General features: G+C 40.5%; 8 protein-coding genes. All 8 read right to left on the minus strand.

Annotated elements, in window-relative coordinates; translation table 11 throughout:
- Nucleotides 1-1,080: 1,080 nt before the first annotated feature.
- The gene (locus C511_RS0108305) at nucleotides 1,081-2,301 is read right to left on the minus strand and encodes a clostripain-related cysteine peptidase (RefSeq protein ID WP_034782011.1); all 1,221 of its coding nucleotides are present in this window, start codon (nucleotides 2,299-2,301) and stop codon (nucleotides 1,081-1,083) included.
- A 14-nt stretch (nucleotides 2,302-2,315) separates the two neighbouring features.
- Complete coding sequence (locus C511_RS0108310; RefSeq protein ID WP_024996512.1) at nucleotides 2,316-2,720, minus strand: hypothetical protein; 405 nt, start codon at nucleotides 2,718-2,720, stop codon at nucleotides 2,316-2,318.
- A 159-nt stretch (nucleotides 2,721-2,879) separates the two neighbouring features.
- The gene (locus C511_RS0108315) at nucleotides 2,880-3,740 is read right to left on the minus strand and encodes a sigma-70 family RNA polymerase sigma factor (RefSeq protein ID WP_024996513.1); all 861 of its coding nucleotides are present in this window, start codon (nucleotides 3,738-3,740) and stop codon (nucleotides 2,880-2,882) included.
- 184 nt (nucleotides 3,741-3,924) lie between these two features.
- Nucleotides 3,925-5,430 carry a Do family serine endopeptidase gene (locus tag C511_RS0108320; protein ID WP_027318031.1) on the minus strand — a complete coding sequence of 502 codons (1,506 nt, stop codon included), beginning with the start codon at nucleotides 5,428-5,430 and terminating at the stop codon, nucleotides 3,925-3,927.
- Between the two features lie 221 nt (nucleotides 5,431-5,651).
- Nucleotides 5,652-8,855, minus strand: coding sequence for an efflux RND transporter permease subunit (locus C511_RS0108325; RefSeq protein WP_034782014.1), 3,204 nt, complete (start codon nucleotides 8,853-8,855; stop codon nucleotides 5,652-5,654).
- A 74-nt stretch (nucleotides 8,856-8,929) separates the two neighbouring features.
- Entirely contained in the window at nucleotides 8,930-10,432 is a 1,503-nt protein-coding gene (locus C511_RS0108330) for a TolC family protein (RefSeq protein ID WP_024996515.1), read from the minus strand.
- A 21-nt stretch (nucleotides 10,433-10,453) separates the two neighbouring features.
- Nucleotides 10,454-13,531, minus strand: a complete 3,078-nt coding sequence (locus C511_RS0108335; protein ID WP_024996516.1) for an efflux RND transporter permease subunit — start codon at nucleotides 13,529-13,531, stop codon at nucleotides 10,454-10,456.
- Nucleotides 13,528-14,616: an efflux RND transporter periplasmic adaptor subunit gene (locus tag C511_RS0108340; RefSeq protein ID WP_024996517.1), complete on the minus strand. Its 1,089-nt coding sequence runs from the start codon at nucleotides 14,614-14,616 to the stop codon at nucleotides 13,528-13,530. The genes C511_RS0108335 and C511_RS0108340 overlap by 4 nt, the downstream gene beginning before the upstream one ends.
- Between the last annotated feature and the right edge of the window lie 2 nt (nucleotides 14,617-14,618).

The raw sequence follows: 14,618 nt of genomic DNA on the forward strand, positions 1-14,618 counted from the left end.
AACAAGAAGATCATACTCTTTTTTTTAAGAAGAAAGGAGCGAAAAGGCTTAAAGCGCTAGACATCAAGGGATAACAGCAGGAAAATAAATGCAAAGAAAGGGGGAAACGGAGAAATACGAAGAATGGGGATACCTTAATATTATATAGGGGGAATCCGTTGGCGGAATTAACTTAGCGCAAATGTAACTCCGGCAATGGACTTTCCATTCATGGCATCCCCCTTTTAGCTTCATGAATTCTGCCAACGAATACTCGCACAGGTGTCGTTTTTCCTCATAAAAAGTATGAAATAAAGTATCACCAAGTATCACCAAACTTGCAATACCTTGATTATCAGTTTTGTATGTGTGACACTTGGCTAAAAAAAAGCCTCACCAAGTATCACCAAGTATCACCAACTTTTTTGGTGATGATTCCTTATAATCATATAGCTGCTTATTGTTTGTATATAAAGCTTTGCGTTGGTTCCATTATGTATTTATTTTGCGGATTGGCTGTTTTCGTTACATTCGAAACACCGCGATTTGTGCCCTAATAATAACCTGATAAAAGAACCACAATGATTTGGAATTGACAGGATAATGTATTATCTTTGTACTTATAAGCTTATAGTATATTCAAATTATTATAGGCGCAAAGGCAGGAGTTCGTACTCTTGCCTTTTTTTATGTCTTAACGGTTTATGATTGCATTCACACGGTGTCTCGCGTCGGTTCGCACGGTAGCAAAAGGTTCCTGAGCAACCGTGTGATGGTCGTAAGACGGTTGCTCAGGGGCCAAAAGACGGTTTATGATTTAAAATTGCTGGTTATCTTTTTGAAAAAGTCGGTTATGTTTTTCAAAAAGTTGGTTATGTTTTTGAAAAAGTTGGTTATGTTTTACCAAGGTCTTGCCAATCTTTGCTGCTTCCCGGTTTACCCGTTAATAATATATAAACTTGCTCTTGACAAAATTCGTATGATTCAGGATATTAAGGGGTAGATTTGTAAAATTAGTTCTACCCGTTGACGGGATTAACTTACCGCATGTTTAACTCTGCCAATTGGATTTTCATTCATGTGGTTAATATGTGGAAAGAATTACCAACCCGTATTGCTCCAACCTGCCGCCGAATACCAGGCATAGCTATGATAGAAAGTATTAAGAGATACATAGCTACTCCTAGGGATATATGCAGATAAACCACTCGAACCGGACATCGAAAGCATGCCATAAATAAACGAAGAATAAGTTTTATCTGTAGTAAGGTGCTCCGGAACAGCCAACTCAAAAACGTCACTCCAAGTTGAAAACGAAGTTTGATCTACAGAAGAAGTTAATGACTGAACCAATCCTTTCAAATCGTAGTAATAATAAGTAGAACGAGGGTCATACGAATAGATGGAAGAAACATTGATTGCACTACCGTTAGTTATGTATTTAGGTAAAATAGCAGCTGTAGCAGTTGCTAAAGCCTGCACTTCGCTACTTTTTAAGACAGACACAGTAACCCCCATTGTCCAATTCTCATTGCTGCCAAGCTGCCCCGTATAGTTTCTAGCATAATAATCATAATAACCGTGAGCCACAGTCGACGCCAAATTATTCGCCTGACTAAACATAGCCGGAACCAATTCCGTGTAATAAGCTCCCGGGCCGGGAATTTCATTGGGAGCACCAATAAAATAATCGGCACGATCTTTTAGCTCATAAGCGACCTCTACTGACTGCATAAAACAAGCATCAAAAAGAATAAAGTCAAAATGAGGAGCACTATTTAAAGCGGTATTCAGACTTGAGATATCCATATAAGAAGTTCCATCCTGTCCGAACCAACGGGTAGAGGCCTTGCTCGCACTAATATTGGCAGGAGATGGTAACCATCCATCGCCGTGTGACCAAAGAACCAATCCGTAGCTTTTAGCAGGGAAAGCGGAAAATACACGGTTGTAAACCTCGGCCATCACAGTAGGGTAAACAGAATTTTGCTCTTCGTATTCATGCAAAATATTCTTAACGACTGCCCCTTTGCTATCTTTACTTATCTGATACAAAAGAGGTTTTGCACTTTGCGTATCAACATATACCAGCAAATTATTTTTATCGGCGTCTACAGCAGCAAAGCCAGATACCATTTCAGCAACATCATCAGCGGCAAAGGATGTAAGGGAGTTGTCAGCAGCAATATAAACCAATACAGTTCTTAAATCTTCTTCCTGAACAGGATCGGGTTCATCATTGTGATTACAAGCCACTAGCACAGTAGTTACTGTAATTACAGTTAGCACTGCCAAAATCAGCTTTTTCAGTTTACCAGTCATAAAAGAGAGCTATTTTATTCAGACACAATAGGCTTTTTAAAACTGAATTCTGTCGTTTTAACTTCCCGAAGCGTAACTGATTTGTTCTTTTTATATTGACTAACGATTTTAGCCATCTCTTTGTTTAACTTTACTTTGTTTTCTGAGAAGTAAATCATACAGGTGCGGTTAGAGAGATTTTTCTCCAGCTCCAAATAATTCTTCAACTGATAACTATACAAATCCCTTTGAGGCAAGAAGCCGTTTTTGTCGAGTTGAACACTATCAAGCAATTGAATTTCAGTATAATACACTACAGTATCAGTAAATGAAGCCGAAACTCCAAACGCATACACCTCTTTCTTTGCTTTTTTAAATGAGAAAGCCGAACAAACAACAAACGCCAATATAAGCGACAGCGTTATTTTCGCAAATTTCATACTATATTATTTTAAAAGTCCGTTACAAAGATAAACATTCACTTCAAACCAAGATACAAAATGCACTAGAAATAACAGATACAAAAGAAAAAACCGGTTCAGCCTTGACGGCCAAACCGGTTTAGTAAACCTTTAAATGTCAGAAACTGATATTCTTATTTATCCTAAATAAGATTTGAGCAACGTGCTACGATTACCTTGTCTTAATCTTCTAATAGCTTTTTCTTTAATCTGACGAACACGTTCACGGGTTAACCCGAATTTATCGCCGATTTCTTCCAGTGTCATTTCCTGTTGTCCGATACCAAAGAACATTTGTATAATATCCTTTTCCCTATCGGTTAACGTAGAAAGTGCTCTATCAATTTCCCTCGCAAGAGACTCATTTACCAGAGAGCGGTCAGCCATGGGCGAATCATCGTTGATCAACACATCCAGGAGGCTGTTGTCTTCTCCTTCAACAAAGGGAGCATCTACCGATATATGACGGCCAGATACTTTCAATGTATCAGAGATCTTATCAACAGGGATATCCAACTCGTCTGCCAGTTCTTCAGGTGACGGCCTGCGTTCATTTTCCTGCTCGAATTTAGAGAAAGCTTTGCTGATTTTATTCAGCGAACCTACCTGATTCAAGGGAAGGCGTACAATACGCGATTGCTCGGCCAAAGCCTGTAGAATTGATTGACGAATCCACCACACAGCATAGCTGATAAACTTAAAACCACGTGTTTCATCAAATTTCTCAGCAGCTTTAATCAGTCCTAAATTACCCTCATTAATCAAGTCGGGCAAACTCAAACCTTGGTTTTGGTACTGTTTTGCTACAGAAACGACGAAACGCAAATTGGCTCTTGTCAGTTTCTCTAATGCCACGCGATCACCTTTTCGAATGCGTTGAGCGAGCTCTACCTCTTCTTCCACAGTAATCAAGTCTTCACGACCAATTTCCTGCAGATATTTGTCAAGAGAAGCACTCTCTCTGTTAGTGATACTTTTTGTAATCTTTAATTGTCTCATCCTTCTAAAAAACACATTTTGGTGCGCAAAGGTACAACAAATTATTCTTATACTGAAAAATATGAAGTAACTTTTTGCTCATTCCTATTATCTAAAGAACAAAAAGAGCGTCGACATGTTGACTGTCAACGCTCTTTTTTCATCAATGTTAGCTAAAATTCAATCTTCTTACCTTAATATCATGCTACTCTTGACTTAAGTCGACCGCATAATTAGCTCTTTTTCCTGAGGGGAACATTCCTGTTAAGAACAATACTTGTTCGGGGGATTTGGTGGCCGACTTAAACGCTTCTTCCAAATCACTAACCGAATTCATAATCTGTCCATTGGCTTTCAGTATAATAAAGCCTTTTCTGATTCCCGCATCTGCCATTTTGCCAGCCGAAACTCCTGTAACCTGAATTCCATAACCTAAGTTGAGTTGTTTTTTCAACTCCGGCGACACTTCATTAAAGGCAGCGCCCAAAATATCGAGTCCGGCATTCTTCATCACTTTCGTAGTGCCTTGCTCATTTTTCAATGTAACCACGATTGTTTTTTCTTTCTTTTCGCGAATAACCTTCACGCTAACCTTGTCGCCCGGACGATGTTTTGCCAATTCGCCTTGCAGTTCAGCCATATTCCGAACCTTATGTCCGTCAATTCCTATAATAACATCATCCACTTTGATTCCTGCACCGGCAGCAGAACCACCTTCAACAACCTCAGCAACAAACACACCGTCAACAACGCCTAGTTCTTTTGCTTTTTTAGTCGCTTCATCACTTAATTGTTCATCGCTCAATGAACGTCCCTTTATACCAAGCAACGCGCGCTGAACGGTTCCATATTGTTTCAAATCAGATACGACTTTAGTCATAATGCTTGACGGAATGGCGAATCCGTAGCCTGCATAAGCACCTGTTGGAGAAGAGAGAACCGCATTGATTCCCACCAATTCACCTTTGGTATTTACTAATGCACCACCACTATTACCTTGATTAATAGCCGCATCCGTTTGAATAAACGACTCAACACCACCGCTGTAAACACCCAACATACGAGCCTTGGCACTCACAATACCGGCAGTAACCGTAGAAGTAAGGTTGAAAGGATTTCCCACTGCCAATACCCATTCTCCAATTTTCAGTTCATCAGAGTTACCCACTGCAAGTGTTGGGAATTCGTCTCCTTCTATCTTAATCAAAGCCAAGTCAGTAGCGGGGTCAGCACCTATAATTCTCCCTTTGAATTCGCGATTATCATTCAGCTTCACACTAATTTCATCGGCACCTTCAATGACGTGATTATTAGTTACGATATAACCGTCTTTGGAAATAATCACACCCGATCCATAGCCAACTCTAGGCTGTGTTTGCATTTGACGCTGGCGACCGGTTGCTCCGTCACCGAAAAAGAAATCGAATAAATCGGGGGCTTGTTGCACTGTTGTCACTTTCGACAATTGAGTCGATTTAATATGTACAACCGCATGAACAGAGGTTTCGGCTGCCGCCGTGAGATCAACGGGTTGTCCTCCTATGGCATTATAGGCTGCCAAACGAGAGTTTGGGTTTTGCTGAAACATTTCATCGTAAGTCAAGGGCCTGATTTCCGGCCTCAACATGGTGTAAGTAGTGATTCCTGCCACTCCCGAACTCAAAAGAACTATCGCTCCGACTCCGAGGATTTTTCTGGTTGTCTGTTTCATATTATTCGTTATTTAGATTGTTAATATTAAATTCGTTTTTAACATTGCCGACGTTAAAATAACGACAAAATTCGTTCTCTTATTCTCTTTGTCACCTTTTTTTGTTCTCTTTTAACATTGAGTATGAACCGATTAACAGCGGTTAACGACAAAGCCTGACAAATTTACATTCATTGTGACATAAGTATATAACTTGCATCTGGATAAAGAGTAAGAGTTCGCTATTTCGAGGCCCTTACCTCTTTTTTAGCAAGGGTAAAAACTGGCAAAAACAGGAATACACCCACCACAGACATCACTAATCCTCCAATAGTGCCTGCAGCAAGAGGAAACCAAAAGGCTTCTTTTTCTGCACCCACCATAAACGGTATAAAACCAAGTATAGTAGAGAGAACCGTGAGAAAAATGGGAGTCGCCTTGGCATTCCATGCTTTGGTATATGCATGTAAGGCTTTCATAGACGGATGCTGCCGACGAATACCATTGTATTCATTGAGTACATAAATACTTGCATTTACCGTAATGCCACACAAAAGAATAAATGAAGCAAAACCTCCCTGATCAAAGTTTAATTTGAACCAATAGAAAGTGAGAAATACACCGATATATGAAATGGGTATAATAAAGAGAATGATTAACGGCTGTTTCAAAGAGTTAAACAAGATACTGGTTATGAAAAAAATAATGGCAATAACCACCAACAATAGAAAGTACTGTTTATTTTCCTTCTTTCCCCATGACCAAGCATTACTATCCGACTCGGCACTGTATCCCATCGGAAGTTCTTTATTAAATTCTTCCAAATCTTTCTTCAAAATCTTATTCCCCTGTTCAGACGAGCCAATGTATTCGTATTGAAGGCACAATCTATATTGTTGGTTTTCTTTGGCTATCTCCTGAGGCATCTGTCCTTTACCAATATCTGCCAGCTCCGAAAGCTTATACCATTGAGCTTCATCTCCATAAGGATAATTTTGCATAGCCCAAATGTCATATTCATCAGACTGACGAGAAGATAGCTTTATTTGCTCTATTCCATTATCAGTTACCACTGAGCCACACTCTATGTTCTTGCCAAATATAGGGCTGATTGCATCAAACAATGTACTGGCCTGAAGATCTTGTTGCGCCATTTTCGCTTTGTTCAAGTCAAAAAAGAATTCCTGATAGTCATCTTTCCACCAAGAGAATTCGGAGTTAATGAGCACCTCTTTTATCCTTCGATGCTCCAAGAGCCTTTCTTTCAAGTTCTCTCCCCAATGGTACAATTCATCATAATTATAGCCATACATCTTTACTCTAAATGAGCCCGCCCCTTCACGCACATCATTGCTAAAGCCCTGATCTTGCAGTCCGTATACTCCCCAACTTCCACCTCCCAATTCAAGGGCCTTACTGATAATATTTGCTTTCAGTGTATACGGGAAACCACTATTTTGATGTTCCTTGTCAAAGTAAATACTAATAGTAGCCCTTTGTGCACTGAATATGGATGTCTGAAACTGTTTAATGTCTTTAAACTCACTCAGATAAGTTTCCATTCTTTTCATCAGCGTGTTCATCTGTTCAAGCGTGCTGCCATTGGGCAAGTTCGCATTGGCATACAATACAACTTCTTCGTTCCGGGTAAAGTAACTACCTTCGTATACTTTTTGAGCAAACAATCTTAAACTACCTCCCAAGTATTTATCGGTAACAGGTTTTACAGTCTCCTTATAAAAGATACTCCCAATCGTTTTATTGTATACTTCCGCCATTTTCCCCTCTCCCTCTATTTTTTCGGGAAGTAAGAACAGCGGCAGTCCGAAAAGTAGAATAAGAATTAAGCAAACAGTCATCTTCCAGCGACATAAGAATCGTATCAGCATACTATAGATCCGAGTAAAATGCACAATAATCCGTTTCACCAATAAAGAGTTTCGTCGAAAAAAAGGAAGTCGTCGAGCTAAGAAGGTACGAGAATGGTTCTTTTCAAGATGAATCTTATCAATCATAGCCGGAACAAAGAATAAAGCGACAAAAAGCGAGACTGACAGATTAACGATCACAACCGCTGCAAAATCTTGAAGATTCAGCCGTATTTTTTCATCCAAAAAGAAGATAATGATCAAGGCACCCATGGTAGTAAGTGTGGCTGCTAATACAGAGATAAAAGCTTTCAGATTACGGCGATGCAAGATGTGATCAGCCATCACAATAGTGTTATCAATCACCAAATTGAGTGAAACAGTGATACCGGCTAACGAGTAGAGTTGCATCTCCAGTCCAAAGAAATAATAAAAAATAATAGCGATGGCAATATTGACACTTAAGCTGGTGATAATAAGAAACAGATAGCGCAAATTCAAAGTAATCATCAGAACGAACGCCAATAAAATTAAAACAGTAAGTCCCGTACGAAAATAAATCTTATCCAGCTCTGCACGAATAAATTCGGTAGCATCGTAACTTGTATGAATCTCATATCCTGCGGGCAAAACACGCTCTATCTCGTGCATCTTCTGCATGATTGAATTACTTAATTGCAATTGATTAGCTGTTTCTTCTGCTGTAATAGACAGATAAATAGAATTTAATCCGTTGATGCGAAAATAGCTTTGTGGAGCCTCCTCTACTCGTTCTACCGTTACCAATTCATCGAGCCGTATCAGCTTACCCTCTGAATAAGAAACCTGGATTTGAGACGCGTCAAAGGATGATCCATCATGTTCGGGCACTAAAGCCAACCGTATCCATTGTTTATTCCCCGGAAGCGTTTCAGTGTCATACGTTCCTAAAAAAGACTTTTGATAATAACGGTAAATAGCTTGTCGAATATCTGCAATCGTTATTCCCAAACGAGAAAGCTGATCACTGTTATATTCCAGCCTCCATTCCATAGGAGTAGCTCCATTCAATTCAATTTGATAAACACCCGGTATCTGTGCCAAGCGTGTTTTTATGTGGTCTTCCGCATATTGCTGAATCAATATCGGAGTCGACGGAGCATTTAGAGTAAACGACATAAATGGACGCGAAGCATCTTCATCAGGTTGCTTCATTCGAATGTACGGATAACTAACCCCTTGAGGCAATTGCGCCCACGTTTGCCTGATAATAGTAGAGGCTTCAAAGCGTGCTGCATCTACATCAACATGCTTATCCAGTTCAACTGTGATCCGCCCCCATCCATTACCCGAATTAGAATTGATGTATTTTATGCCCTTAATACGGGCCAGCATCGCCTCAAGCTTGGCTGTAGCTTCCATTTCTACGACACGAGAGGATGTACCTGCCATACCGAATTGCACCGTGAAACCCGGTAACGTTCGTGAAGGATTCAACTTAACAGGCAGTAGAGGTATCAGTGCCAATCCCAGCAATGCAACACAAATAAATGCTACAATTATCGTAAAAGACGAAACAGTTCTTTTATTATTAGTCATCAATACTTCTTTAATAAAACATTAACATCACTCATTGAGTGCCAATTCCCAATCAAAATACCTAAATAGATGAATCACCACCGAGAGTTTAAATTATAATCAAACTTTTCGGAGAGAGAAAAGCCGGAAGCAAAGTCATGCAACGTTAACTTCCTTATCTTATAATAATTCAACCAATAGTTTTGTAAAGCGGATATATAATTCTGCTGAGCTTCCTGCTGCCTATTCAGTGATAGCGTGAGACTATTGATGTCTGTCTTTCCAATCACAAAGCGTTGACGAGTTTCGTTATAAGCTAGAATAGACAAGTCCAGAGCTTCCTCCGCACTTGCAATGAGACTTTGCTGGATATTAAAGTCATTAACCGTCATAATCACCTCCTCTTCAAGAGTAAGTTCACCCTGACGTGAAGACGTTTTCACAACTTCCAAGTTATTATGTGCCATGTTACGTTTACCCTTACTGACCCCCCAGTCCAATAATGGAATACTGAAGCTAACCGATACCAGTTCTTGTTGCATAGGTCTACGATATGCATCACTTAAATTATCCGCTACCTGATTATAACCGACACTAGCATCAAAACTAGCGTTCAAACGAGACTCTTTTTTTGCTTTATCCAACGCCTGTTGTGCCTCCAATACATTCTGCTTCCACTCCAAAAAACTAGGATTGTTCTCCTTTGCCAAATTAAGCGCCTTGTCTACCATAATAGAAATCTCGTGCGGACGTCCGGGAAGATCTAACTGGATCTCCGTGTTCTTGTCCATACCTAAATATGAAGCCAACGCAAACATCGCTCGTTTACGAGAAATGGCTATATTCTGCAAAGTATTACGAGCATTCACCAAATCAAGTTTCAACGTTAACAGATCCGCTTGAGAGATAGCCGCAATCTTATGGCGTTGCATACCCATCCGATAAAGAGTATCACTAGAGGCAACAATATCCTGCGCTAATTTGTACTTGGCATCCGCCATTGCCAAAGCAAAGAAATAAGTAGTAGCTTGCTCGGAGACGGCTTCCATATTATATATAAGCTGTTTCTTTACTTTCTCATATTTCAAAGGCTCAATGCGTTTTTCCCACTTAAAAGCATTATAACCCAACAAACTCTGCGAGTAACCTATTCTTAAAGGCACACTGGTAAATTGCGTAGCATCCGTGGCTCCAAAACTACGGATATAACTAAGATTAGAATTCACATAGAAAGTACCTCCCGTCCAATCAAGATTCTGCTTAACAGATAAGTTACCATACGCAAAATATGATTGCTGGCTACGATACACATCCACATCATTTTCCGAGTCATACCGTTGCGTAATAGCCCTATTATATTCGGCCGGCGTAGCATTCAGAGTGATGCTAGGAAGGCGGTTTGCCTTATAAGTACGATATTCCCAATAACCTGACAGATAAAGATTCCGGACACGAAAAGCTTCCAGTGAACTATCATTTGCCAGTTCAATTGTTCGTTGCAAGTCTAAGACTATTTTCGTCTGAGCAAAAAGAAAAGGTACAAATACACACCCTAAATTCAAGCAAATAGCGAAACGTAAGAAATTCCTTCTCATCATAATATGAAAATTCATAGTAGTTTATTTTTTGATTCTTGATATGGCACTTCTATCTCTGTAAATAGACCAATAGACCAGCGGAATGACAAACAAGCTCACCAATGTACCAATCGCCATGGTTCCTATCATAGCTATAGATAGAGGTTTTTGCAATTCCGACCCCATATCATAAGAAAAGAGCAGTGGCACCATGGCAAAAATGGTAGTCAGCGAAGTCATGATGATAGGGCGCAATCGACGTCTCCCTGCTTCGTGAATCGCTTCAAGTAAGGGAGTACCCGCTTTCCGTAATTCATTAATCGCATCCAATTTCAGAATAGAGTCATTAATGATAATACCGCAAGTCACAATCAAGCCAATGGCCGACATTAAATTTAGCGTATGCCCGCACACCCAAAGCAGCAATAACGCAAAGGCTACATCAATGGGAATTTCAAGCAACACGATCAACGGTTGCACGAAACTCTCGAACTGAGCCGCCAGAATGAAATACATCAGTAAAATGGAAACAAACAGAATGATCACCAATTCATCCAACATTTTTTTATTCGAGAAAAAGCTACCCGAAAAAGCCATATCCCAATCATCCGACTCTCCTACCACTTGCTTTGCTTTCGCCATTAACGTTTCGGGAGCCTTCACATCATAAAACCGAAAAGGGATGTATTCTCCGTTTTTACCTGCTGTAATGCTTTTAAAGTCTTCAGCCGGAGTAACCGTAATCAGTTCGCGGAGCGGGATATAATTCACAGCCCCATCTTTATCAGGCGTTGTGCGTATAAGTGTTTCTTGCAGCACCCTATTTACTGTTTTCTCACTTCCTACAATATTAATAGGCAGATACTGCTGATAAGAATGCAGCATAGCAACACTATTTTCTTTAAAGATAGTCTTCAGTTCCCGATAGAGTTCATCATTAGATACCCCATACAAAAGCAATTTCTCATGGCTGATGCGAATATTCAACTGATTTTCAAAAGCAATGCCTGTGGGAGCCACACCGGTTTTACCGGCAAAACGTTCTTCCAATTTGCGCACTTCACCGGCAGCCGGAGCCTTCTCTTTATTCCGAGCATAAAGTTCAGCCACAACATCCGCCTCATTGGTTGTAAAAAGCTTCTCAAACACCGTTTCAGGAGGCGAAAAAGAGATCACCGCTAACGGATATTGCTGCTTTAATACCTTATACACTTCTTTTTGTAAAGGCTCAATTTCTTTGGGATCAGCCGTTTTAAAGTATAATTCAGCCTCAGATGCCGATAGTTCTTGTTCTCTGTTGAGGATAAAATCTTGTTGCCCAATGGATGCTGTTTGCTCCACCGTCTTATCTTTCATTTCACGAAACAGCCCATCTACCCTCTTTCTGTTTTCGTCAATATGAATATTTTCGTTCCACTCCACACGCACCACCAATTCGTTCTCATCAATTTTAGGCATTCTCTCCTTATCTATAAAGAAAAACAAAGCGACACAAAGAGGTATGGAGACGATGCAAAACACTGCCGTAATAGTTTTATGCGCAAAAACCCAATCACACCATCGATCATAAAAAGCATCAAGAGTATGCTCCTTTAACGGATTATTTATCTTCCAATTAAACCTTCGTATCCCCATACCATACACCAACATATACAGCACCGGCAGCAACATAATTCCCGTAAAATAAGAAACGATCAATCCCACAGTAACTGAAAATGCCTGATCAAAAAAGATTGCCCCTGCAATGCCGCTCATAAAAATTAACGGCACAAACACCGCAATAGTAGTTAAGGAGGAACTCAACATAGGTGTAATAACCTCAGAAGTACCGGTTATGCAAGCCCTTCTCAACGAATAGCCCCGCTCACGATATTGCGATATATTCTCCGTTACAATAATAGAGCTGTCTATCATCATACCCAATGCCAGTATCAAACCCGACAAAGAGATTATATTCAAAGACATGTTGCATAGATAGAAAAACAAAAAGCTGATTACGATGGACACCACCATACTCAGTCCAATAATAAAAGGAGATTTCACATCGCCTAGAAACAATACAGCCACAATGCAGATAAATAGAAACCCAAGAGATAAGTTTTGCTGCAAGTTAGAGATTGTATAATCCAGCAATTCCGTTTGGTTGCGACTCACGCTAAATTCAATATCGGGGTATATGCGGGCAAAATAATCCGTAGTTCTCGTCAACGAAGCTTTCATCTGATCCATGTTTTCATCAGCCTGCTTGATGATAGCCAATGTCACAGCCCGTTTCCCATTAGAGACAGAGATTCCCTTCTCTTTTTCCGGTACAATGCTTACGTTACAGAACTCCTTAAGCTGTATAATGCGGCCTTCCTTTCGGATATAGATATTCTCTACATCCTGCGCAGTGCGAAGAAGAGTTGAAAACTTGATGTTATATTCATAATAACCATCACGCACCGTCATGCTTCCCGGTTCAATATTATTTCGCTCCAGTGCCGCTTCAATATTTTCAATAGACAATCCCAGCATTGCCATTTTACTCATATCCGGCACTATCTGCAACTGCCTTTGCAGCAATCCACTAACATCCACCATCGACACTTCCGGTAACTGTTCTATCCGGCGCTTGATTACCGATTCAGCGAATTCACACAGGTTGAGAAATGCCTTTTCATCCGTTTGGGTATAAGCACTGTCACTCTTCAAGGTTAAGTTCAGATACAGCACCGGTATATCCGTAGCACTAGCCTTTACCACTTTCGGGCGATCCGTATCTTTGGGAAGATAGTTCATTGCCGCGTCAATCTTCTCATTCACCTCAATAAAAGCTAAATCAGTATTGGTACCATGCTCAAAACTAAGCCTTATAATGCCTGCGCCATCACGTGTTTCGCTAGTCATATCTTTCAGTCGCGCTATTTGAATCAACTGTTGACGAATAGGCTTCACTACAGTATTCTCCAATTCACGGGCAGACGTATTGGGTACTGCCACCTGCACTGTAATTTCGGGTATAGATATGTCGGGCAACAAAGAAACCGGCAAGGTGAAGTATGTTACCAAACCGAGTATAAAGCAGGCTGTAAACGCCATCAGTACTGCAATAGGGCGTTGTATTAAGAATTTTATCATTTGCGTCCGGTCTGTAGGTTTTTAACAACAGAAACAGGTGCTTCGTGAGCCAAATTTATGTTTCCGGTTACGATCACCGTATCTCCCTCATTCAATCCGTCTGCAATACTATAACTGTCGGCGTTCTCCAAAGCCGTATGTATATAGTTCCACATAGCTTTCCCATCTTTTAGCGTAAAGACTACCTGTTTGCTCGAACGAAGTACAACAGCGCTCTTCGGAATCACCAATTGCTCGCCTAGTGAACGGTGCACACTCACCCTCACATTCATTCCATTGAAAAGTTTGGCATTGCCATTTACTCGCGCCCTAACCTTTACCATTCCCTTGTCATCCACCAATGGATTAATCTCCGCAATGCTTCCTTCATGCAGGGCAGATACATCTGCAAAAGGAGTTATCTGCACTTTATCTCCTTTCTTTAACAGCGGCAGTTCACTTTCCAGTACGGAGAAATCCACCTCCATACTCCGGGTATCCATCAGTGTGCAAAACACATTGGCAGTACTTGCTACATTCATTGGTTTAGAAAAAAGATTAGCCACAGTTCCATCAAAAGGAGCAACTAACGTAGCATGTTGTTCTTCGTACAATGCCAAATCATAATCAGCCTTACTCTGATCATATCCACTCTTTACCTTTGCCAACTTCATAGTTGCGTCCGGTACCTTCTCGAAATCCTTCGCTGCATACCCCTGTCCAATGAGTACGTCTTGCAACTCCAAGCGTGCTTTTTCGAGTGCATTCTTTGCCTGTAACAGTTTATTGCCCAATCGAAATTTATCCAGTTCAGCCAGCTTCTGTCCTTTGCGCACTTTATCGCCATTCTTCACCCAGATATGTACAATCACTTCAGCCGTTTGGAAGCGAAGATCAGCAAAACCCAGAGCAGCCACCTTCCCATTACTTACTAACTCGTGATTAAAAACCTGCTTACGCAATGGGATGACGGTAACTTCGTTTTTAATATCAGGCAACACCGTTTCCACTCCTTTTTCGGAGGCTTCTTTTTTCTTTTCACCGGAACAAGCAATGAATAAAATCATTAGTAAACAAAGGCACAAACAGGTTTCTTTTCGTTTCATAT

Origin of the sequence: Bacteroides graminisolvens DSM 19988 = JCM 15093 (genome assembly GCF_000428125.1) — a bacterium.
Lineage (GTDB): Bacteria > Bacteroidota > Bacteroidia > Bacteroidales > Bacteroidaceae > Bacteroides > Bacteroides graminisolvens.